The sequence below is a fragment of the Acidovorax sp. CCYZU-2555 genome, assembly GCF_018413525.1.
Lineage (GTDB): Bacteria > Pseudomonadota > Gammaproteobacteria > Burkholderiales > Burkholderiaceae_C > Comamonas.
On the sequence record NZ_JAHCDD010000003.1, the window covers coordinates 105,806 to 126,298 of the forward strand.

17 protein-coding genes are annotated in these 20,493 nt (G+C 63.4%); 5 read left to right on the top strand and 12 right to left on the bottom strand.

Going from position 1 to position 20,493, the window contains the following annotated elements:
• Window positions 1-917: 917 nt before the first annotated feature.
• Window positions 918-3,080 carry an ATP-dependent DNA helicase DinG gene (gene dinG / locus KHY18_RS01865; RefSeq protein WP_213293640.1) on the top strand — a complete coding sequence of 721 codons (2,163 nt, stop codon included), beginning with the start codon at window positions 918-920 and terminating at the stop codon, window positions 3,078-3,080.
• Window positions 3,081-3,135: 55 nt separating this feature from the next.
• Window positions 3,136-3,492, top strand: a complete 357-nt coding sequence (locus KHY18_RS01870; protein ID WP_213293643.1) for a zinc ribbon domain-containing protein YjdM — start codon at window positions 3,136-3,138, stop codon at window positions 3,490-3,492.
• A gap of 1,490 nt (window positions 3,493-4,982) precedes the next feature.
• Here KHY18_RS01870 and KHY18_RS01875 read toward each other — a convergent pair.
• Both KHY18_RS01875 and KHY18_RS01880 read right to left on the bottom strand, forming a co-directional pair.
• On the bottom strand, window positions 4,983-5,558 hold the full coding sequence (locus KHY18_RS01875) for an acyloxyacyl hydrolase (RefSeq protein ID WP_249728838.1): 576 nt from the start codon (window positions 5,556-5,558) through the stop codon (window positions 4,983-4,985).
• Window positions 5,559-5,775: 217 nt separating this feature from the next.
• On the bottom strand, window positions 5,776-6,339 hold the full coding sequence (locus KHY18_RS01880) for a Spy/CpxP family protein refolding chaperone (RefSeq protein WP_213293647.1): 564 nt from the start codon (window positions 6,337-6,339) through the stop codon (window positions 5,776-5,778).
• Between the two features lie 313 nt (window positions 6,340-6,652).
• On the opposite strand from KHY18_RS01880, the gene KHY18_RS01885 reads away from it, so the two are divergent.
• Window positions 6,653-7,693, top strand: coding sequence for a recombination-associated protein RdgC (locus tag KHY18_RS01885; RefSeq protein ID WP_213293650.1), 1,041 nt, complete (start codon window positions 6,653-6,655; stop codon window positions 7,691-7,693).
• A gap of 63 nt (window positions 7,694-7,756) precedes the next feature.
• Here KHY18_RS01885 and KHY18_RS01890 read toward each other — a convergent pair whose 3' ends face one another.
• Genes KHY18_RS01890 through KHY18_RS01925 form a run of 8 tightly spaced genes read right to left on the bottom strand, consistent with a single transcriptional unit; the run spans window position 7,757 to window position 16,460 of the window.
• Window positions 7,757-8,944 (bottom strand): acetyl-CoA C-acyltransferase family protein, encoded by a 1,188-nt coding sequence (locus KHY18_RS01890; protein WP_213293652.1) that lies wholly within the window; start codon window positions 8,942-8,944, stop codon window positions 7,757-7,759.
• A gap of 27 nt (window positions 8,945-8,971) precedes the next feature.
• Entirely contained in the window at window positions 8,972-9,766 is a 795-nt protein-coding gene (locus tag KHY18_RS01895) for an enoyl-CoA hydratase/isomerase family protein (RefSeq protein WP_213293654.1), read from the bottom strand.
• Window positions 9,763-11,583, bottom strand: coding sequence for an AMP-dependent synthetase/ligase (locus KHY18_RS01900; RefSeq protein ID WP_213293656.1), 1,821 nt, complete (start codon window positions 11,581-11,583; stop codon window positions 9,763-9,765). The genes KHY18_RS01895 and KHY18_RS01900 overlap by 4 nt, the downstream gene beginning before the upstream one ends.
• A 12-nt stretch (window positions 11,584-11,595) precedes the next feature.
• On the bottom strand, window positions 11,596-12,414 hold the full coding sequence (locus KHY18_RS01905) for an ABC transporter ATP-binding protein (RefSeq protein WP_213293658.1): 819 nt from the start codon (window positions 12,412-12,414) through the stop codon (window positions 11,596-11,598).
• A 16-nt stretch (window positions 12,415-12,430) separates the two neighbouring features.
• Window positions 12,431-13,612 (bottom strand): ABC transporter substrate-binding protein, encoded by a 1,182-nt coding sequence (locus KHY18_RS01910; protein ID WP_213293660.1) that lies wholly within the window; start codon window positions 13,610-13,612, stop codon window positions 12,431-12,433.
• A gap of 34 nt (window positions 13,613-13,646) precedes the next feature.
• Window positions 13,647-14,684: a branched-chain amino acid ABC transporter permease gene (locus tag KHY18_RS01915; protein WP_213293662.1), complete on the bottom strand. Its 1,038-nt coding sequence runs from the start codon at window positions 14,682-14,684 to the stop codon at window positions 13,647-13,649.
• Window positions 14,685-14,688: 4 nt separating this feature from the next.
• Window positions 14,689-15,567 (bottom strand): branched-chain amino acid ABC transporter permease, encoded by an 879-nt coding sequence (locus KHY18_RS01920; protein ID WP_213293665.1) that lies wholly within the window; start codon window positions 15,565-15,567, stop codon window positions 14,689-14,691.
• The gene (locus KHY18_RS01925) at window positions 15,567-16,460 is read right to left on the bottom strand and encodes an ABC transporter ATP-binding protein (protein ID WP_213293668.1); all 894 of its coding nucleotides are present in this window, start codon (window positions 16,458-16,460) and stop codon (window positions 15,567-15,569) included. Before KHY18_RS01925 ends, KHY18_RS01920 begins: the two co-directional genes overlap by 1 nt.
• Window positions 16,461-16,593: 133 nt before the next feature.
• Here KHY18_RS01925 and KHY18_RS01930 point away from each other — a divergent pair, with 133 nt between their 5' ends.
• A complete protein-coding gene (locus KHY18_RS01930; protein ID WP_349630230.1) occupies window positions 16,594-17,238 on the top strand; it encodes a TetR/AcrR family transcriptional regulator in 645 nt (214 codons plus the stop codon).
• 107 nt (window positions 17,239-17,345) lie between these two features.
• Here the strand turns inward: KHY18_RS01930 and cueR are convergent, their stop codons facing one another.
• Together cueR and KHY18_RS01940 are read right to left on the bottom strand one after the other, a co-directional pair.
• The gene (cueR, locus tag KHY18_RS01935) at window positions 17,346-17,795 is read right to left on the bottom strand and encodes a Cu(I)-responsive transcriptional regulator (protein WP_213293674.1); all 450 of its coding nucleotides are present in this window, start codon (window positions 17,793-17,795) and stop codon (window positions 17,346-17,348) included.
• A gap of 72 nt (window positions 17,796-17,867) precedes the next feature.
• The gene (locus KHY18_RS01940) at window positions 17,868-18,062 is read right to left on the bottom strand and encodes a heavy-metal-associated domain-containing protein (protein WP_213293677.1); all 195 of its coding nucleotides are present in this window, start codon (window positions 18,060-18,062) and stop codon (window positions 17,868-17,870) included.
• Window positions 18,063-18,218: 156 nt separating this feature from the next.
• On the opposite strand from KHY18_RS01940, the gene KHY18_RS01945 reads away from it, so the two are divergent.
• Window positions 18,219-20,474: a heavy metal translocating P-type ATPase gene (locus KHY18_RS01945; protein ID WP_213293681.1), complete on the top strand. Its 2,256-nt coding sequence runs from the start codon at window positions 18,219-18,221 to the stop codon at window positions 20,472-20,474.
• Window positions 20,475-20,493 lie beyond the last annotated feature (19 nt).

The following is a 20,493-nucleotide window of genomic DNA, read 5'->3' on the forward strand; positions in this document are numbered from 1 at the left end:
TCTGGAAATCCTTCGGCAAGCAAAACAAGCGGCCAGGTTCGACAAACACATTGTTGCACTCTCTGTGCTGCGCCACACCGGCGTTTTGGTCCACCCCCTGGCCCTTTCGTGTCGGGTAGCCGACGGGTGAAGAGAAAAAGAAGATAAGAAAAATTACAAACCGTGTTCAAGCGACTTCCCGCAGCTTGTACATCGCCACGGCTGGAATTTCCATGAAAAACAGAGATTGGCCATGGCAAGGATGAATTTACAGCTATCTTATTGATAGCTAAAAATGAAATCTATCGAGGGAAAACCCGGTTTTGTTCCCCAATCCTTCGCCGAATCAGCGGTTTTTCGCCTATTTTTTAAGCAAAAAAGGCGGTCGCCAGGATTTCAGCCGACAAGTGCTCCGCGTGCGGGCCAAAGCGTTCACAAATCACCACCATGTCATATCACTATGCACAGCGCAGCCGCGGAATGTGCAGGCGGCTCTGTGGATAAATTGCGGGCGATGCCTTTCCTGCTTTCCGGTGTTTCCTGCGAACTTTCTGGACAACCTGTGCACAGCCATCACAAGCCATTGACTTGAAATGCATTTTTCATGCAATCTTCCAACAATCCGCACACCTATCCCCAGGGATACACACAACGTATGCACTCGGGTTCCTGCAAAAAATGCTGTGGATAAGTTGAATCCAGCAGAAGCCGTCAAATACTTATCCGCGCTTATCCACAGAATCCTCAGTCCTGCGAAAATAGACAGTCGGTGCGCCCAAGACCGACCCGAATGCGTATGCAGTACATGTTGTATGTACTCAAAAGCACCGTATGTAGTGTAAAAAACATAAGATTTAACATCTTATTCACTACATATCTGTGTTTTATTTCTTATTTATTACGACTGGTGCTCGAAAGACCTGTCCATTTCGCTCTCAATGTCCCAGCAAAAGTGGGCCCAGTTGGGCCTTGAATCGTTCGATGATGTCGTCGCGTCCATCCCCGGGTTCCGCGGCCGCGATGGCCAACGGCGCATGGCGGCCCAAGTAGCCACTACGTTCAGTACCGCCCAGCTCGGAAAAGTCGATGACGACGCACCCGCGCCAGAACGCTCCATTGCGGTCGTGCAAGCCGGAACGGGGGTTGGAAAATCGCTGGCCTACAGCGTTCCCGCGATCACGCTCGCGCTGGCCCGCGGCACGCGGGTGCTGATATCGACGGCGACCGTCGCGCTGCAGGAGCAGCTGGTGAACAAGGATTTGCCGGCCCTCGCCGCCCAACTCGAGCAGCCTTTCAAATTCGCGCTCGCCAAGGGGCGCGGGCGTTTTGTCTGCAAGCTCAAGCTCGAACGCCTCGCGGGCACGGGCGAATCGCACGACGAAGCCGACGACCTGTTTGCCGAAGAGGAAGCCGCGACCCGGGCGCGCCCGGCACAGGAACTCGAGGCACGCATGCAGTTCTATGCCAGCATGGCCGACGCCATGGCCACGGGCGTCTGGGACGGCGACCGCGACTCGCTGGCGACGCCGCCCGAACCCGAAGCCTGGAGCCCGGTGGCCGCCGAATCGAGTTCCTGCACCGGCAAACATTGCCCGGCCTTCGAGGGCTGCACTTATTACGAACGCCGCAAATCGATGGTGGCGGCCCAGGTGATCGTGGCCAACCATGATTTGCTGCTGTCCTCGCTGGGCGCACGCCTGCTGCCCGACCTGGACAACTGCCTGCTGGTGCTCGACGAGGCCCACCACTTGCCAGCGACCGCACTGTCCCAGTTCGCCTGCGCGCTGGATTTGAGCCGTCTGGGCTGGATCGACAAATTGGCGAGCCGGGCGCTGCGCGTGGGCACCATGCTCGAAGTCGAGGAAGTGGCCGACGTGCCCACGCACTCGAGCCAGCTGCGCCAGACCCTGCAGGACCTGGCCCGGCTGGTCATGGACTTCTATGGCGACGAACTCAAGTCACAGAAAGACAAATGGGGCCCGGCGCGCGTGCGCGCGACGCGCGGAATACTGCCCGAGGCATTGCTGGAACCACTGGCCCAGGCATCGCACCATGCCAATGGCTTTCTCGATGCGCTGCGCGCGATTTCCAAGGCGCTGCGCCTGGAAATTCGCGACAAACCCGAAGAAGCCCGCAGGTTATCCACAATGTATGCACAAGTCGGCGCGCTTGCGCCCCGGCTTGAATCGGTCTATGACACGGCCCAACTTTTGCTGCAGCAACCTGCGGAAAATGATGACAGTAAGTACGTCCCCAACGCGAAATGGTTCACGTTGGAGACAGATGGCGAATTCATCGTCGTCAAGGCCCATGCCAGCCCGCTGTTGCCAGGAGCGACCTTGCGCCGCCACCTGTGGTCCCAAGTGCGCGGCGCGGTGTTGACTTCGGCCACATTAACAAGCTGTGGACAATTTGACTTCTTCCTGCATGAATCGGGCCTGCATGGCGATGCGGCCGTGACCACGCTTGAAGTGCCCAGTCCGTTCGACTACGCGTCCCAAGGCATTTTCGTCGCCGCTGAAACCCATGCCGATCCACGCCAGGCCAGCGCCTTCACCATCGAGATGGTCGATGCACTGCTGCACGACCTGGCACGCGTCGAATCGGGTGCGCTGGTGCTGTTCACGTCACGCGAGCAGATGCGCCAGGCGGTCGATGCCCTCTCGACCGCCATGCGCGCCAATGTACTGGTGCAGACCGCCATGCCGCGGGCCCAGTTGCTGACCCTGCACCGCGAGCGTGTGGCAGACGGCCAGCCGTCGATCATCTTCGGCATGCAGTCGTTCGGCGAGGGGCTGGATCTGCCGGGCGCGCTGTGCGAGTCGCTGTTCATCACCAAGCTGCCGTTTGCGCCGCCCGACGATCCAGTGGGAGAAGCCCGCGCCGAGTGGCTGCGCAGCGCCGGCAGGGACCCCTTCAGCGAGTTGGTGGTGCCGGCCACGGCCATCCGTTTGGCGCAGTGGGTGGGACGCGCCATCCGCACCGAGGAAGATCGTGCGTTTGTCTATTGCTACGACAAGCGCCTGGTGCGCACCAATTACGGTCAGCGGCTGCTCAACGGCCTGCCGCCCTTTGCGCTCGAAAAGCGCGCTCCCAGATAAAAAAACAGGGTCCATCGGCCCTGACATCGTTTTCATTGACAGAGAGAGTATTCACATGCCTGAACATGTACCAGCCTGCCCCCAATGCGGGCTTGAGAACACCTATCCCGATGGCGCAAGCTACCTGTGCCCCGACTGTGCCTTTGAATGGCCGCAAAACAGCGCTGAAGCGCCCGAAGACAGCGAAGCGGGTGACGGCAGCATCCGTGATGCCAACGGCACGCTGCTGGCCGATGGCGACGCGGTGCTGCTGATCAAGGACCTCAAGGTCAAGGGCTCGTCGACCGTGATCAAGAAAGGCACGAAGGTCAAGAGCATTCGCCTGGTCCATGGCAACGGCGATCACGACGTGGACTGCAAGACCGAGCAAGGCAGTTTCATGCTCAAGTCGGTATTTCTGAAAAAAGCCTGAGCTTTCTGGCGCCCGGCATGCGCATGCCGGTTGAGCAACGCTCCCCGGTATTTTCCAAAACGCCCTGCGCAGGGCGTACACAAACCGTCCGGGCCCACGGTTTGTTGATTTCTCTTCCCCCGCCATCGCCATGATGGCTTGGCACCTGCCAACGCGATTCTGGATGGTTACCTGGCCCTGATGCTGCGCATCGCGATGCAGCCCCGCCTGAGGCTCACCAGCGTCGTCCGTTCGCACCACCTGCCCCACACCCCCAACCTTGCTCCAAAGGCCTTCTGAGGCCGTCTAGACGTTTGCCCAGACTCGCCGGCTCATGCCGCCATGGGCCGGGGATTGCAAAGCCTGATCACGCCCCCCGCGCTAAGTGTCGGAGCACATGCAGCACCGGGTTTGCAGGCAGCGAATCTGCACAAAAAACGCGATGTAACCGAGTTACACGACTGGCACCATCCACCAAGCTATGTTGAAAATATTTGAACACCTAATAAAAACAACGACTTAGCCGCGGAGCCCTGCAGCGCCGCACATCTTTCCACAGATGTTGATAACAACTTGTGGATAACCAGCGGTTTCAGTGCCTCGGACCGTGAGTTGTCCCCATTTCTTGCGGTTTTCCACTGAAAGCCGCAATTTTTTCGTCGGATTGCTTCCGTGAGGTCTGAACTTTGCGCTTTTTCCGCTTGTGACGCAAGACGGATTTCTCTGGATGCGGTGTTTTCCAGGCTTGTCCCGGAAGCTCTCCTAGTTGTTCATTTATTTCACTATAAGAAATTAGTCGTAGTAGTAGATGCGGCCAACTTCTGTGGATAACTTTACTTTCCTGAAGAAAATCAAAGACTTCCGTTTTTCAAAAGCCTGTGTGTGACGCCCTCTTCTTGATGTACTGCAAAAGTGGATAACTTTTCAAAAACTGAACTTCCTGTTGATAACTTATAGGTTGATATTTAGATATCCACAGAGTCTGGCAGCGTTGTTTTTTCCACAGATTTAGCCTGTTATTCCTCTTGAATAAACAATAGTTTGCTATTTATTTAGGAGTGGATAACTTTTTTTTTGGCTGCTTTCCATCGTTGTTTTGTTGCTGTGTCTATTTTTTGAGGTGTGCTGCTGTGCTATTTGCGAAAGACGGCTGTTTGTGGACTTCATGGAAGCTGCCCAAAATTTGTGCGCTGTTGTTGTTCCTAATATTTCTATTTATAGATAGTCGTAGTAGTAGAGCAGGCAGTTTATTGTGGATAACTTGATATTTTTCATATAAAACAACATCTTACGTTGATTGAAAGTATGTGTCTGGATGGCATGTACTGCTGCACCGCGTTTGGGTATAACTTTTGATTGATCAGTATGCTTGTGGATAACATTGGAGATGTCAGAAAATTTTCCTCAGGTTTATCCACAGGCTCTGAAGACGAAAAAAAACCGCCCTGACGGGCGGTTGGTGGTCGGAGTTTTGCGCTTTGGGGGCCGACTCTGTGGATAACTGTTCCGGTTCAGAACCGGTGGGCGTAGCGCACTTGCAGGAAGTTCTCGCCCGGATTCGGGCGTTTCAGGCCGGCATTCGAAAAATGTTCAAGGCGCAGCATGACTTCGTGTTCACGCCGCGCGCCGAAATTGGCGCCTACGGCCAGGTGCGTGGCGAAGTTGTAGCGCGTGCTGAACTGTTTGTCTTTGGATTGGTAGTACGCGGAGGACCATGCGAGACCGGTGCCGGCCTGGGCGAACCACGCCGATTGACCTTGGTCGCCGCGCCAGCGAAAGCTGGGAATCACGCCGAGTACATAAGAGCGCTGGCGCTCGTCCCTGAGCGTATGGCTTGACCAGTGGCTGGCAAACAGATCCCAGTGGCCCGTGACCTGGCCTGAGCCCAGCGCGTAGGTCCATTTCCGCCAGGGCAGGGTGACGCCTATATTGGCGGCATACGCATCATTCGCCGCCACGGCTGCCTGAACGTACCAGGTGGGAGAGTGGTCGTTGAAAACGGGCTGGGACTGCGCGCCCCAGCTGGCCAAAAGCATGGCCGTACCACTTGTCCATGATGCTGCAAGACGAGACATTTTCAACTGCATTGTTAACAACTCCAGTGGACTGAATAAATTACGCTTTTAAACAAGTGTATGGAGGATGAAAACATGTTTTTGACAGTAAATGTCGCGTCATGTTTTTGCCCCTAAGACGCTATAGGGGCATGTGACAGGCAGACCACGATCATTTGTCGGCCATGAAAAAAGCAGGCCGAGGCCTGCTTTGCGGGGGCTTGAAAGCCTTGAGGGCTTGCAGGCGTCTTTACTTGGCTGTGGCGGCCGGCGCTGGACCCTTGCCATGGCCTGGAGCATGGTGTTCGCCATGGTGGCCATGGCGCTTTCCGTGGTGCATTCCATGGCGCAGGGTCTCGGCGTCAAAAGTCTTCTGCTGCGCGGGTGTCAACGTGGCATAAAAAGTCTTGGTCGCCTGTGCCCGGCGGTCGGCGTTGGCGTTGCGTTCGGCACGCTGCTGCTGCATATGGTCGATGCGCTGCGGTGTGGTCAGCTTTGCAAAGCTTTCACGGTCCATGCGCTTGCCGCGGGGCGCAGGCTTGACGGCCTCGCGGTAGGTGTTCCAGCCGGCTTGCTGGGCGTCCGTCAGTTGCAGCGCTGCCTGGAATTTCTGTGCCTTTTCGGCCATGCGCTTTTCATGGGCTGCACGGTCACGCGGATGGTGGCCGGGGCCTCGGGCGCCGGGTTCGGCGGCAGCGCTGGTGGCCGCTGCGGGAGCGGCAGCGGGTGTCTGGGCCCATGTAGGCATGGCCAGCGCGGCGAAGATGGTGGCAGCGGCGGCGGTGGCAGTCAGAGTGCGTTGGAAAATAGCCATGGAGCAGGTCCTTTCTTGGGATGGATGAACACGCTGTGGCAGGGAAAACTGCAGCGCTGGATGTCAGTTTGCGACGCGCATGTAACGCTCGCGTGTGGGCTGCGTGATGCTGTGTAAAGTAGTGACAAGTTGCGGCGCAGCTGGAAACGCTTTTTTACAGGCGCAATGGCTTTGAAGCCTTGTATGGTTTGCGCCTAGCGCTTTTCGATTTCAAATCAACCAGGGTGATGATGGTCATCACCGGGCGCAGAGGTTGCACGCGCGGGCGCAGGCCGGCGGCAAGAATCCTCTGCTGCATGAACAAAGGTAGTGGATGTTCAAGAACATGATCGTGTACCGCATTGCCGAGCAATGGCAGGGTACTTTGGAGCAGGTGGAGGAAGCGCTGGCGCGCACGCCGTTCACCGAGTGTGGCGCGACGCAGGAGCGTTCCGCGGGCTGGGTGCAGCCGCGCGGCGAGGGCGAAGGCCTGTTCGCCGAGTCGGTCGGCGGCCAGTGGATACTGCGCTTCATGAGCGAAAGCAAGATGCTGCCGGCCAGCGTGCTCAATCGCAAGGTGCAGGAAAAGGCCGATGCCATTGAGCGCAATTCGGGCCGCAAGCCCGGCAAGAAGGAAAAGCAGGAGCTCAAGGACGAAGCCAAGCTCGACCTGCTGCCCATGGCTTTCACCAAGCAGGGCGGCATGTGGATCTGGATCGACTCCGCGGCGCGCTTTCTGGTGCTCGACACGGGCAGCCAGACGCGCGCCGATGAGGTTGTGACGCTGCTGGTCGACGGACTGCCGGGCTTTGCCGTGGCACTGCTCGACACGCAGACCGCGGCCCAGGCCGCGATGGCGCACTGGCTCTCGAGCCAGGAGCCGCCCGTGGGCTTCACCATCGACCAGGAGTGCGAACTCAAGAGCGCAGACGAAGCCAAGTCGGTGGTGCGCTATGCGCGCCATCCGCTAGACATCGACGAAGTCAAGGCGCATATCGAAGCCGGCAAGCTGCCGACCAAGCTCGCGCTGACCTGGGACGACCGGGTTTCGCTGCTGCTGACCGAAGGCCTGCAGGTCAAGAAGATCACCTTCCTGGAAACCGTTTTCGACGGCCAGTCCAAGGATGACGGCGGTTTCGACGCCGATGTGGCGATTGCCACGGGCGAGCTGAGCAAGCTGCTGCCCGATCTGATCGAGGCCCTGGGTGGGGAAGGGCGCACGGCGCTGGGCGAAGGCCTGCCAGCGGCGCTGCAGCAGCCAGCACCCGCCGAAGTACTGGGCGTGCGCATGGCCGCAGCCAAGGGCAAGGCCATGGCCGTGACGGGGCCCAAGGAAGCGCCCGAGGACTCGGATCCGGAATCGGCGCCGTTCTGATCGATTCGCGCCATGCAAAAGAGCCGCTTTGTGCGGCTCTTTTTTATGGGGAGCGGAGCCTATTTACACCCGCTCAAAAATCGCCGCGATCCCTTGCCCCCCGCCAATGCACATCGTCACCAGCGCATAGCGTCCGCCCGTGCGCTGCAGCTCGGCGATCGCCTTGGTGGTGATGATGGCGCCGGTCGCGCCCACGGGGTGGCCCAGCGAGATGCCCGAGCCGTTGGGGTTGACCTTGGCCGGGTCCAGGCCCAGTTCCTGGATCACGGCACAGGCCTGGGCGGCGAAGGCTTCGTTGGCTTCGATCACGTCCATGTCGCTGATCTTCAGGCCGGTGCGCGCCAGCACCTTCTGCGTCGCGGGCACGGGGCCAATGCCCATATAGGCGGGATCGACGCCCGCGTGTGCATAGCCCACGAGGCGCGCCAGCGGCTTGGCGTTGAGGCCGGCCAGGCGATCGCCCGCGACCAGCACCACGGCGGCCGCGCCATCGTTGAGGCCCGAGGCATTGCCGGCCGTGACGCTGCCGCCGTCTTTCTGGAACGCGGGCTTCATGCCGGCCAGCACGTCCAGCGTGGTCGCGGCGCGCACATGCTCGTCGGTGTCGAACAGCACCGTGCCCTTGCGCGTGGCGATTTCCACGGGCACGATCTGTTCCTTGAAGTAGCCGGCTTCGATCGCCGCGGCCGCGCGCTGCTGGCTCAGCAGCGCGAGCTGGTCCTGCTGCTCGCGGGAAATCTTGTAGCGCGCAGCGACGTTTTCCGCGGTGATGCCCATGTGCATTTTCTGCCATGGGTCGTGCAGGATGCCGAGCATGTAGTCGATGCTCTTGGCGTCGCCCATGCGCGCGCCCCAGCGCGCGGCGGTGTCGAAGTAGGGGCCGCGGCTCATCGATTCCGAGCCGCCGCCGACGGCGACATCGCAGTCGCCCAGCGCGATCGCCTGGGCCGCCGAAACGATGGCCTGCAGGCCCGAACCGCACAGGCGGTTGACGTTGAACGCGGGCGTTTCGATGGGGCAGCCCGCATCGATGGCCGCGACGCGGCTGAGATAAGCGTCCTTGGTATCGGTGGGAATCACATTGCCCATGACCACATGGCCGATGGCCTGCGGGTCCAGGCCCGAGCGCGCGATCGCGGCCTTGACGGCCGTGGTGGCAAGCTGCGTGTTGGGGACGTCCTTCAAGCTGCCGCCAAAAGTGCCGATGGCGGTGCGTGCGCTGCTGACGACGAAGATTTCGCGAGTGGTCATGGCCAGATCCTGTGGATAACTTTGCAGTCAACGGCCCGTGAAACGGGCGGGCTGCTTTTGAAAGAATGCATCAATTCCCGCGCGCAGATCGTCTGTCTGCGCGCAGGCCCGAAACGCCTGCCATTCTGCGTGAAGCTGGGCCTGAAGGCCTGTCTCCAGCGAGGCACGCATCAGCCGGCGCATATGTCCCAGCGCCTGGGTCGGGCCCTGGGCCAGGCGCGCGGCCAGGCGCTGGACTTCGCCTGATAGTTCCGTCGCCGGCAACACGCGGTTGATCAACCCCATCTGCAGCGCTTGGCCTGTGTCCAGCGATTCGCCCAGCATCGCGATTTCGAGCGCGCGGCGCAGGCCGACCCAGCGCGGCAAGGCCCAGGAAGCACCGACATCGCAGCTTGCGCCGAGGTTGATATACGCCAGGTTGAACTGCGCGCCTTCGGCGGCGAGAACGAAGTCGGCCTGCAGCATCAGGCTCAGGCCTGCGCCCGCGGCCGCACCCTGCACCTGGGCGATCACGGGGGCGTCGAGATTGGCGAGCAGCAGCAGCGCCTGGTTCAGCGGCTCGAGCAGCGCATCGACGCCGGCCAGCGGGTCGCGCTGCAGTGTGAGCAGATCGCCGCCCGCCATGAAGGCCCGGCCTTCGCCGCGCAGCACCAGCGCGCGCACGCTGTCGTCGCGCGCGATGTCCTGCAGCGCTGCCAGCAGGGCCTGGGCCATGGCGACGTTGATCGCATTGAGCGCCTTGGGCCGGTTGAAGACCAGCGTGACCACGCCGTCGTCGCGTTCGATGCGCAGCGGGTCTTCGCAAGAAGAGGGGGAGTTCATCGGTAAAGCGCCTCGATGTCGGCGCTGTAGGCCTTGTAGATGCTCGCGCGGCGCACTTTCATCGTCGCCGTGACTTCGCCGTCGTCGTGGTCCAGCTCCTTGGTCAGCAAATGGAATTTGCGGATCTGCGAGACCTGGGCCAGGCGCGCATTGCCCGTGGCGATTTCACTGTCGATCAGCGCCAGCACGTCGGGGTGCTCGGCCAGCGAACGGAAGTGGGTGAAGGGAATGCGCCGCGACTGCGCCCATTGGCCCACGGTCTCGGCGTCGAGCATGATGAGCGCGGCGACGAACTTGCGGCCTTCGGCGACGATCACGCATTCCTTGATGTAGGGGCTGGCCTTCATCGTGTTTTCGATTTCGGACGGCGTGAGGTTCTTGCCGCCCGCGGTGATCATGATGTCTTTCAGGCGGTCGACGATCTTCAGCTGGCCCTGCTGTTCGCGCACCACGTCGCCGGTATGCAGCCAGCCGTCCTGCAGCGTGGCGGCCGTGGCTTCGGGGTTGTTGTAGTAGCCCGCGAACACCATGTCGCCGCGGATCTGCAGTTCGCCGCTGTCGGCCAGGCGCCACTCGACGCCCGTTATCGGTTCGCCCACGGTGCCGGGGATGACCTGGTCGATGCGGTGGCCCAGCACCATGCCCGTCGACTCGGTCAGGCCGTAGACCTCGACCAGCGGAATGCCCAGCACGCGAAAGTAGCGCACGACTTCGGCGGGAATCGGCGCGGCGCCGGTGAGCGCCACCGAGACGCAGCGCAGGCCCAGGAAGTTCTGCAGCGCGCGCAGCACCAGCCAGTACCAGAGGCCGTAGGTGAGCTTGTCGCCCAGGCTCCACTGCGCGCGCGGCTTGTCGGCCAGCGGCGTGCAGGCGGCGATCGCGCGGTCCATCAGCCGGCGCTGCCAGCGGCCGGTTTCGAGCCGCTTGATGCTCAGGCTCGCGTGCATCTTTTCCCAGATGCGCGGCACGCCCAGGAACATGCTGGGCGCGACTTCGCGCAGGTCTTCCTGCACGGTGCGAATCGATTCGCCGAAGTGCACCTGCGCGCCCAGATAGATGGGCACGAAGGTGGTCAGCATCTGCTCGGCCACATGGCACAGCGGCAGATAGGACAGGTGGCGCATGTCGGAGGTGAGCTGCAGCCGCTCAATGATGCCCGGCGCCACGCCGCGGATGTTGCGCCAGGAAATCATCGCGCCCTTGGGCTTGCCGGTCGAGCCCGAGGTGTAGATCATCAGCGCGATAGCGTCGAAGGTCTGCTGCGCCAGCGCCTCGTCAATGAGCGCATGCTGGCCTGCGTCCCAGGCCGTGCGGCCCAGGGCCTCGACTTCGGCGAACGTGGCGATCAGCCTGCGCTCTTCGGCCGTGTAGCTGCGCAGGCCCTTGGTCTCCATGACCACGATATGCGTGAGTCGCGGCAGGCTGGCGCGCGCGGCGAGCAGCTTGTCGACCTGCTCCTGGTCTTCGCAGATCATGATGGAAATGTCGGCATGCGCGACCACATAGGCCACCTCGTTGGTCGGGCTCGTGGGGTAGACGCCCACGGTCACGGCCGCGATCAGGCCGCAGCCCATCTGCGCCAGCACCCATTCGACGCGGTTCTCGGAAATCACGCCCATATGGCCGCCGGCGCGCAGTCCCAGCGCGTGCAGGCCCAGGCCGAAATGGCCGGCGCGCTGGTAGTAGCTGGCCCAGGTCACGGGCTTCCAGATGCCGAAGTCCTTTTGCCGCAGCGCGACGCGTTCGGGCTGGCTGCGCGCGAGTTCGCGCAGCTGCTGGGGCAGGGTACGGTCGGGGAGAAAAGAGGAATGTTTCATGTGGAACAATTCCTAGGAAAGCCAGCGTTTGCGGCGCTTGTAGTGCTTGATGTCCTTGAAGCCCTTGGCTTCGCCCGTGCCGCCCATGCCGAGATAGAACTCGCGCACGTCGGCGTCGCCGGCCAGCAGTTCTGCCGGGCCGTCGATCACGATCTTGCCGTTTTCCATGATGTAGCCGCGGTGGGCGACGGCCAGCGCCACGGTGGCGTTCTGCTCGACCAGCAGCATCGACGTGCCGCGCTCGGCATTGATGCGCGCGATGATGCCGAAGATGTCTTCGACGAGTTTCGGCGACAGGCCCAGCGAAGGTTCGTCGAGCAGGATCAGCGTGGGCTCGGCGATCAGCGCCCGGCCTATGGCCAGCATCTGCTGCTCGCCGCCCGAGAGATAGCCGGCAAGGCCCTTGCGGCGCTCGTGCAGGCGCGGAAAGTAGCTGTAGACCAGGTCGTAGTCCGGCTTGGCGTTGGGCCGGCCTGTGAGTGCGTAGCTGGCCGCGACCAGGTTCTCTTCCACGGTCAGGTCTTCGAACACGCGCCGGCCTTCCATCACGTGCGACAGCCCGCGGCGCACCAGCTGCTGCGGCGCGAGCTGGGCCAGCGGCTGGCCGTTGAACAGGATGCTGCCGCCGGCGAGCGCGCCGTTCTCCAGCGCCAGCAGGCCGGAGATGGCCTTGAGCGTGGTCGACTTGCCCGCGCCGTTGCTGCCCAGCAGCGCCACGATCTCGCCGCGCGGCACGACCAGCGACAGGCCGCGCAGGGCCTGCACCACCTTGTTGTAGATGACCTCGATGTTGTTGACTTCGAGGACCAGGTCCGGGGCCTGTCGGGTCATGCGCGGCTCCATGGTGTCAGAGCGCGATCCAGTCAGACGCCGGCACCATCTTCTGCTCCTTCATGTCGGCGCGGTAGACGCGGCCCACGGGAATGGAGTTGCCGCGGATGGTGATGGGCACGCCGATCAGGCCGCCGGTGTCGAAGTCCTTGAGGCTGTTGAGCGCGGCCTTGAGGTTGGGGCCGTTGAGCGGCTTGCCGGCGTCGAGGCAGCGCTTGGCCGATTCGACGAACAGCATGGCCGCGAGATAGCCCTGCATGTAGGCCGTGCTCTGGTATTCGGGGCGCAGCTTGCGGATCCTGTCGAGCGTGGGTGCGGGCGCGGAAGTGTCGTAGTAGTAGCGGTAGGGCATGACGCCCATGAAGCCGTCGCCGGCCGGGCCCATCTTCATGACCGTGGAGCTGTCCATGGTCCAGAACGTTCCCATCCACTTGCTGGTCATGCCCATCTGCTTGCCCTGGGTCACGAACTCGGGAATGGGCGCGAGGATGTAGCCGTGGAAGATGGTGTAGTCGGGCGCGGCGCGGCGCAGCTTGATGACTTCGGTCGACACGTCGACGCTGCCCGCGGGCGTCATCAGCTTCACGGGCACCGTGAGGCCCAGCTTCTTGGCCATGGCTTCGCTGGCCTCGATGGGGTCGCGGCCGAACTCGGAATCGGAGTAGACGAAGGCCACCTTGGCTCCGGGCTTTTCCTTGGCGATGTGCTTGAGCAGGATGCCGAACATCTCGGTGTAATCGGGGCCGACGAGGAACTGGTTCGGGTACTTTTTCGGGTCGTTGAGTTCGGTGGCGAACGAGGCGCCGGCCATCAGGATATTGCCGTTGCGGTCCAGCTCGGGGTTGATGGTTTTCGAGAAGCCCGTCGAGTCGCCGTAGTAGAGATTGATCTTGTTCTGGCTCGTGAGCTTCTTGTAGGCCGCGACCGAGACATCGACCTTGTAGCCCGTGTCCTCGGGCACGTAGCGCAGCTTGCGGCCCTTGATGCCGCCTGCGTCGTTGACCATCTTCACGTAGTCGCCAATGCCCAGGTTGATGCCCACGCCCGCGAAGGCAAACACGCCGGTCATGGGAATCGAGCCGCCGATGACGATGTCTTCGCCCCCGGTCTGGGCGTGCGCGGCCAGCGGCGCGGCGAGGCTGGCGCCGGCGGCCAGCAGCAGCGAGCGGCGGCGCTGGGAAGTCAGGTTCTGTTGCATGCGTTGTTCCTCGTCGATGACAGGGCGCTGCCGCTCAATTGCGGAAAGGCCACAGGTGGAAAAAGCGGCGAATGCGCCGCCACACTTCTGCGAGCCCCAGCGGCTCGAACACCAGAAAACCAATGATCAGCAGGCCGAAGATGATGGTGCGCACGGGCGACAGGAACACCGTGAGCTCGCTGCCGCCGGGCAGCAGATCGACCACCAGCTTGAGCAGCTCGGGCACCATGGTCATGAAGACCGCGCCGAGGATTGCGCCCAGGATGGAGCCCATGCCGCCGACGATGATCGCGGCGAGAAAGAAGATCGACATCAGCAGCGGAAAGCTCTCGGGCGTGACCACGCGGAAGAAGTAGGCCCAGAGCCCGCCGGCCACGCCCGCGTAGAACGACGACAGGCCGAACGACAGCAGCTTGTAGCGCAGCAGCGGAATGCCCAGCACTTCGGCCGAGATGTCGCGGTCGCGGATGGCGATGAACGCCCGGCCAATGCGCGTGCGAAACAGATTGGCCGCGCCCAGCAGCATCAGCAGCGTGACCGGAACGATCACCCAGTAGAGCCGGAACGACGTCTCCAGCGGCAGGCCGAAGAACTTGGCCGGCGGCATGGAGATGCCCGTGGTGCCGCCCGTGAGCGCCAGATTGGCGAACAGGAAGTGGGCGATGAACGAGGCGGCAATCGTGGCGATCGCGAGGTACAGCCCCTTGACGCGCAGCGAGGGAATGCCGACCACGATGCCGCCGACCATGGCCACCAGGCCGCCCGCCAGCAGATTGAGCAGGAAGGGCGTTCCCAGCCGTGTCTCCAGGATGGCCACGGTGTAGGCTCCCAGGCCCATGAACGCGGCCTGGCCCAGGCTCACGAGGCCGGTGTAGCCCGTGAGGATGTTGAGGCCCGTGGCGCTGGCGACATTGATGCTCACCAGGCAGGCGAGGTACAGCCAGTAGTCGCTGGCCATGAAGGGAAAGACGCACAGCAGCGCGGCCGCGACGGCCAGCCAGATCTTCTGCGTGCGCGAGTCGAACAGCGCCGCGTCGGCGACGTAGCTTTGTTTGAGGGTGCCGATTCTCATGGGTCTACAACCTCTCGATTTCGCGCGTGCCGAACAGGCCGTAGGGGCGGATCATGAGCACGATCACCAGCATGATGAAAGTGCTCAGCAGCTTGTATTCGCCGCCGAGGAAGGCCCCGGCCAGCGCTTCGATCAGGCCGATGAACAGGCCGCCGATGAGCGCGCCCAGCACGCTGTCGAGCCCGCCGACGATCACCACCACCAGCACCGACAGGCCGAAGATGCCCATCGATGAAGAGATGCCGCCGATGGAGCCGACGATGATTCCCGAGACCGCGGCAATCATGGCCGAGACCACCCAGGCCAGCGAGAACACGCGCGGCACGTTGATGCCCATGGAGTAGGCCGCGGCCTGGTCGGAGGCCGTGGCGCGCAGCGCCACGCCGCCGCGCCAGAAGCGGAATACCAGCAGCACCACGGCGATGAACACCACGGCGATCACCGCGCCCCAGAAGATCTTGGGCGCGAGAAACGCCTCGCCGATCATGATGGGCTGGGTGGGCATGAAGTCGGGCAGGCGGCGCTGGTCGGCGGTCCAGATCATCTCGACCAGGCCCACGAGCACCGAGGCCAGGCCCACGGTGACCATGAACACCGAGATCGGCGGCTCGCCCAGCAGCGGGCGGATGATGGTGCGCTCTATCACCGCGCCCAGCAGGCCGCAGCACAGCACGGCCGCGGGCACCGCGAGCCACAGCGGCAGCGCGAAACTCGCCGAGAACGTGAAGAACAGGTAGGCGCCGACCATCAGGATTTCGCCTATGGCGATGTTCACCACGCGCGTGGCCTTGTAGACCATCACGAAGGCCAGCGCGGCGAGCGCGTAGAGCCCGCCGCCGGCCAGGCCCGTGAGGCTGATTTCAAACAGATAGGCCCAATCCATCACGCGACTCCCACGCCGTCGGTTCCGACGGCATTTGTTGCGACGCTGGCGGCCGTGTTGTGCAGGCCCGCATGCAGGCGCTGGCGCAGGTCGCCGACATCGCCCGAGCCCAGGTAGGCTCGAATCACTTCGGGGTCGGCCTGGACTTCGGCCGGCGTGCCCTGGGCGATGACCTGGCCGAAGTTGAGCACCACGACATGGTCGGACAGGTCCATCACCATGCCCATGTCGTGTTCGACCATCAGCACCGTGACGCCCCATTCGGCGCGCACGTCGAGAATGAAGCGCGCCATGTCTTCGGTCTCCTCGCGGTTCATGCCGGCGACGGGTTCGTCGAGCATCAGCACCTTGGGCTGCATGGCCAGCGCACGCGCCATTTCCACGCGCTTTTGCAGACCGTAGGGCAGGGCGGAAACGGGGGCGTGGCGGATATGGTCGATCTCGAGGAAATCGATGATGCGTTCCTCGATGTCGGCGCGCAGCGCGGCTTCCTCGCGGCGCGCGCGGCCCAGGTAGAACAGCGCGTCGAGCACATTGGTCTTGAGGTGCGCGTGGCGGCCGAGCTTGATGTTGTCGAGCACGGTCATGCCGCGGAACAGCGCGATGTTCTGGAAGCTGCGACCCAGGCCCAGCTTGGCGCGCTGGGGCGCGTGCACCTGGCTGATGTCGTGGCCTTCGAACAGGATGCGGCCCTGGGCCGGGCGGTAGAAGCCCGAGATGGTGTTGAACAGCGAAGTCTTGCCTGCGCCGTTGGGCCCTATCACCGCGGTGATGGAGCCGGGCTGGACGGCAAAGCCCACGCCGTTGAGCGCCTTGACGCCACCGAACGCGAGCGTGATGCCGTCGACCTGCAGCAGGGGGGCAGCGGGGCTGCCTGGGGTGTGTGTCTCCATCGGCCTTCTTCTGCGGGTTTGTGCGAACCGGAGGGGGGCTACTGGTGAGTAGACTTCTTACTCACGAGTAGGATTCTGGTTGGCGACCTCGGGTCCCGACATTGGGACTTTCCCGCCACCCATGGAAACACTGATGAACCCTTCCTTGCACTCCGAAGACGCCATTGATGAGGGGCTGTTGTGGCCGGCCACGCAGCACAGCGCGCAGCAGCGCGAGGCCAAGCGCCAGGCCGTGCTGTCGGCGGCGGCGCAGCTGTTCAACGAGCGCGGCTTCCATGCCACTTCGCTCGACGACATCGCCGCGCGGCTGGGCGTGAGCAAGCCCACGCTGTACTACTACGTGAAGAACAAGGAAGAGATCCTGCTGGGCTGCGTGCGCCAGGGCCTGCAGCTGATGCTCGACGGAATCGAGGCTTCACGCCGCGACGGCGGCACGGCGCTGGACCAGCTCACGGCCTGCATGCAGGTCTATGCGCGCATCGTCACGCAGGACTTCGGCATGTGCCTGATACGCGTGGGCGAGGAGCAGATCTCGGCGCCCAACCGCGCCGAACTGCGGCGTATCAAGGCCGAGATAGACCATGAATTCCGGCGCCTTGTGGCCCAGGGTGTGGAGGAGGGGAGCCTGGCGCCTTGCGATCCCAAGATGACCGCGTTTGTGATCGGCGGCGCGCTGAGCTGGATAGGGCGCTGGTATCAGCCGGGCGGGGAGTATTCGCCGCAGGAGGTGGCTGGGCATTGTCTGAAGACGCTGCTGGCGGGGGTGTTGCGGCGCTGATTTGAAGGCAGGCCGTTCATGGTTCGACAAGCTCACCACGAACGGGTGCACCGTTCGCCCTGAGCCTGTCGAAGGGTGAACGGCCTGTCCTCAAAATGGGAGGCCGTTCAGGATGAACGCGCAGAAACCTCATCCGCCGCCGCCAGATCATCCAATATCGGGCAGTCCGGCCTATCGTCCCCATGGCAGCACTGGACCAGCGTCTGCAGGCTGCGCTGCATGGCCTGCATCGCGGCGATGCGTTCGGCCAGGCTTTCGATATGCGCCTGGGCGATCTGCTTGACGCTGGCGCTGGTGCGCTCCTGGTCCTGCCACAGGCCCAGCAGCGTGGCGATTTCCTCGATCGAGAAACCCAGGTCGCGGCTGCGGCGGATGAAGCGCAGCGCGTGCACATCGGCGGCGCTGTATTGGCGGTAGCCGCTGTCGCTGCGCGCCACCGGCGCGAGCAGGCCGAGGCCTTCGTAATGGCGCAGCATGCGCGCCGACACGCCCGCGCGGCGCGCAGCCTCGCCTATTGCCACGGGCCATTGCGGTGTGGAAGACGGTGTGGGCGACATGTGGATAACTTTGGTGATGAGTTGTGAAATGCGTGTGAGCAAACGCGGCCGCGCCGCGTTTGCTCACTGCGTTCAGGCGACTTTGTAGCCTTCTTCCTGGATCGCCGCCTGCAGCGCGGGGCGCTCGGCCGCGCTGTCGACTTCGACGCGATTTTGCGCGCGGTCTATGCGTACGCTGGCCGCGGGGTCGGTGCGCTGCAGCGCCTGGGTCACAGCTTTCTCGCAATGGCCGCAGGTCATTCCCTGGACTTCGAATACATGTTGCATGCTGGTTCTCTCCTGTGGATAACTTCTGGCGCCGGATGGGCCATGGATGCATGATGAACCTTAACATCATGGCAAGGTCAAGCGCCATAGTTATCCACAAGGTAATCCACATCTGGGCTTGACCTTGACATGGCGTCAAGGATTAACCTTGGCTCCATGAACACATCGTTGACTCCTTCTGCGGACCCCGCGCTCACCAGCGTGGACTTTGGCGTTTCGGGCATGACTTGCGCCAGCTGCGTGGGCCGGGTCGAGCGCGCCTTGCAGCGCGTGCCTGGCGTCACGCAAGCCTCGGTCAATCTGGCGACCGAAAGCGTGCGCGTGCAGGTGCAGGCCGCGGGCGAAGACGCCGAACAGGTGCAGGCGCGGCTGCGCCGCGCGGTGCGCGACGCGGGCTACGAGCCGCGCACGCTGTCGACCGAAGGCCCGCCGCAGGAAGTCTCGGCCTGGGCCGATTTCGGCCCCGTGGCCCTGGCCATCGCGCTGTCGCTGCCGCTGGTGCTGCCCATGATCGGCATGCTCTGGGGTTCGCACTGGATGCTGCCGGCGTGGCTGCAGTTCGTGCTCGCGACGCCGGTGCAGTTCATTCTGGGCGCGCGCTTCTACAAGGCCGGCTGGCATGCGCTCAAGGCGGGCACGGGCAATATGGACCTGCTGGTCGCGCTGGGCACGTCGGCCGGCTGGGGCCTGTCGATGTGGCTGTGGATAACTGCGGCGCCCGGCGTTGCGCCGCATCTGTACTTTGAAGCCTCTGCCGTGGTGATCACGCTGGTGATGCTGGGCAAGTGGCTCGAAGGCCGGGCCAAGCGCCAGACCACCGAAGCGATTCGCGCGCTCTATGCGCTGCGTCCCGACACCGCCCACCTGCTGGGCCGCGACGGTGAAGTCGATGTGCCCGTGGCCGAAGTCATGGTCGGCGACAGGATCGTCGTGCGGCCGGGCGAGCGCATTCCCGTCGACGGCGTGCTGCACGAAGGCCATACGCAGGTCGACGAATCGATGCTGACCGGCGAGCCGCTGCCTGTTTCACGTGAAACAGGCGATGCGCTGACCGGCGGTTCGATCAACGGCGAAGGGCGCATCGTGGTGCTGGTGCGCGCCGTGGGCAACGAGACCGTGCTGGCGCGCATCATCCGGCTGGTCGAGGACGCGCAGGCCGGCAAGGCGCCCATTCAGCGCCTCGTGGACCAGGTGGCAGCGGTGTTCGTTCCCGTGGTGCTGGGCATCGCCCTGGCGACGCTCGTGGGCTGGCTGCTGGCCGGCGCGCCGGTCGAGGAGGCGCTGATCCACGCGGTCGCGGTGCTGGTCATCGCCTGCCCCTGCGCGCTGGGCCTGGCGACGCCCACGGCCATCATGGCCGGCACGGGCGTGGCCGCCAAGCAGGGCATTCTGATCAAGGATGCACAGACACTCGAACTGGCGCACCGCATCGATACCGTGGCCTTCGACAAGACCGGCACGCTGACCCAGGGCCGGCCGCAGCTGACGCAGTTCCTGGTCGCGCCCGATGCCGACGAGAACGGCGTGCTGGCGCAGGTGGCCAGCGTGCAAAGCGGCAGCGAACACCCGCTGGCGCGCGCCGTGCTGCAGGCCGCCCAGGAGCGGCAGCTGAATGTCGACGCGCCCGAAGCCGTGCGCGCCGTGCCCGGGCGCGGCACCGAAGGCCGGGCCCAGGGCCGTGAATTGCTGATCGGCAGCCTGCGCTGGATGCGCGAGCTGGCCGTTCCCGGCCTGGACGAAGCGTTCTGGGCCCAGGCGGCGGCGCAATGGCAGCAGGGCGGGGCGACGGTCTCGGCCGTTGCCGAACGCGGCGCGGGCGGCCTGCGGCTGCGGGCCTTGCTGGGCTTTGGCGACGAGCCCAAGCCTGGCGCCGCCCAGGCGCTGGCCGAGCTGCGCGCGCGCGGCCTGCGCACGGTCATGGTCTCTGGCGACAACCAGGGCGCGGCGAACGCGATGGCGCGCCGGCTGGGCCTGGACCCTGACAAGGGCGAAGTGTTGGCCGAAGTGCTGCCGGCCGACAAGGCCGCGCAGATCGCGCGCCTGCGCGCCGACGGCGCAGGCGGCCACACCGTGGCGATGGTCGGCGACGGCGTCAACGATGCGCCCGCGCTGGCCGCTGCCGATGTGGGCATGGCGATGGGCAATGGCACCGATGTGGCAATGCACGCGGCCGGCATCACGCTGATGCGCGGCGACCCGCGGCTGGTGGCCCAGGCGCTCGACATTTCGCACCGCACGGTGATGAAAATCCGGCAGAACCTGTTCTGGGCGTTTGCCTTCAATGTGGCCGGAATTCCGCTCGCTGCGCTCGGTTATCTGAGCCCCGTGGTCGCGGGCGCGGCCATGGCCCTGAGTTCGGTCACTGTTATGGCGAATGCTTTGCTGCTAAAAAAGACGGCTTATACCCGTTAATCTGCCGAGTTCTTTTCTC

What these genes read in the sequence shown, in the direction of transcription:
- dinG (WP_213293640.1), top strand. Translation starts at nt 918, where the DNA reads ATGTCCCAGCAAAAGTGGGCCCAGTTGGGCCTTGAATCGTTCGATGAT.
- KHY18_RS01885 (WP_213293650.1), top strand. Translation starts at nt 6,653, where the DNA reads ATGTTCAAGAACATGATCGTGTACCGCATTGCCGAGCAATGGCAGGGT.
- KHY18_RS01875 (WP_249728838.1), bottom strand. Translation starts at nt 5,558, where the DNA reads ATGCAGTTGAAAATGTCTCGTCTTGCAGCATCATGGACAAGTGGTACG.
- KHY18_RS01890 (WP_213293652.1), bottom strand. Translation starts at nt 8,944, where the DNA reads ATGACCACTCGCGAAATCTTCGTCGTCAGCAGCGCACGCACCGCCATC.
- KHY18_RS01940 (WP_213293677.1), bottom strand. Translation starts at nt 18,062, where the DNA reads ATGCAACATGTATTCGAAGTCCAGGGAATGACCTGCGGCCATTGCGAG.
- KHY18_RS01910 (WP_213293660.1), bottom strand. Translation starts at nt 13,612, where the DNA reads ATGCAACAGAACCTGACTTCCCAGCGCCGCCGCTCGCTGCTGCTGGCC.
- KHY18_RS01925 (WP_213293668.1), bottom strand. Translation starts at nt 16,460, where the DNA reads ATGGAGACACACACCCCAGGCAGCCCCGCTGCCCCCCTGCTGCAGGTC.
- KHY18_RS01895 (WP_213293654.1), bottom strand. Translation starts at nt 9,766, where the DNA reads ATGAACTCCCCCTCTTCTTGCGAAGACCCGCTGCGCATCGAACGCGAC.
- KHY18_RS01945 (WP_213293681.1), top strand. Translation starts at nt 18,219, where the DNA reads ATGAACACATCGTTGACTCCTTCTGCGGACCCCGCGCTCACCAGCGTG.
- KHY18_RS01880 (WP_213293647.1), bottom strand. Translation starts at nt 6,339, where the DNA reads ATGGCTATTTTCCAACGCACTCTGACTGCCACCGCCGCCGCTGCCACC.
- KHY18_RS01900 (WP_213293656.1), bottom strand. Translation starts at nt 11,583, where the DNA reads ATGAAACATTCCTCTTTTCTCCCCGACCGTACCCTGCCCCAGCAGCTG.
- KHY18_RS01930 (WP_349630230.1), top strand. Translation starts at nt 16,594, where the DNA reads ATGAACCCTTCCTTGCACTCCGAAGACGCCATTGATGAGGGGCTGTTG.
- KHY18_RS01905 (WP_213293658.1), bottom strand. Translation starts at nt 12,414, where the DNA reads ATGACCCGACAGGCCCCGGACCTGGTCCTCGAAGTCAACAACATCGAG.
- KHY18_RS01915 (WP_213293662.1), bottom strand. Translation starts at nt 14,684, where the DNA reads ATGAGAATCGGCACCCTCAAACAAAGCTACGTCGCCGACGCGGCGCTG.
- KHY18_RS01870 (WP_213293643.1), top strand. Translation starts at nt 3,136, where the DNA reads ATGCCTGAACATGTACCAGCCTGCCCCCAATGCGGGCTTGAGAACACC.
- cueR (WP_213293674.1), bottom strand. Translation starts at nt 17,795, where the DNA reads ATGTCGCCCACACCGTCTTCCACACCGCAATGGCCCGTGGCAATAGGC.
- KHY18_RS01920 (WP_213293665.1), bottom strand. Translation starts at nt 15,567, where the DNA reads ATGGATTGGGCCTATCTGTTTGAAATCAGCCTCACGGGCCTGGCCGGC.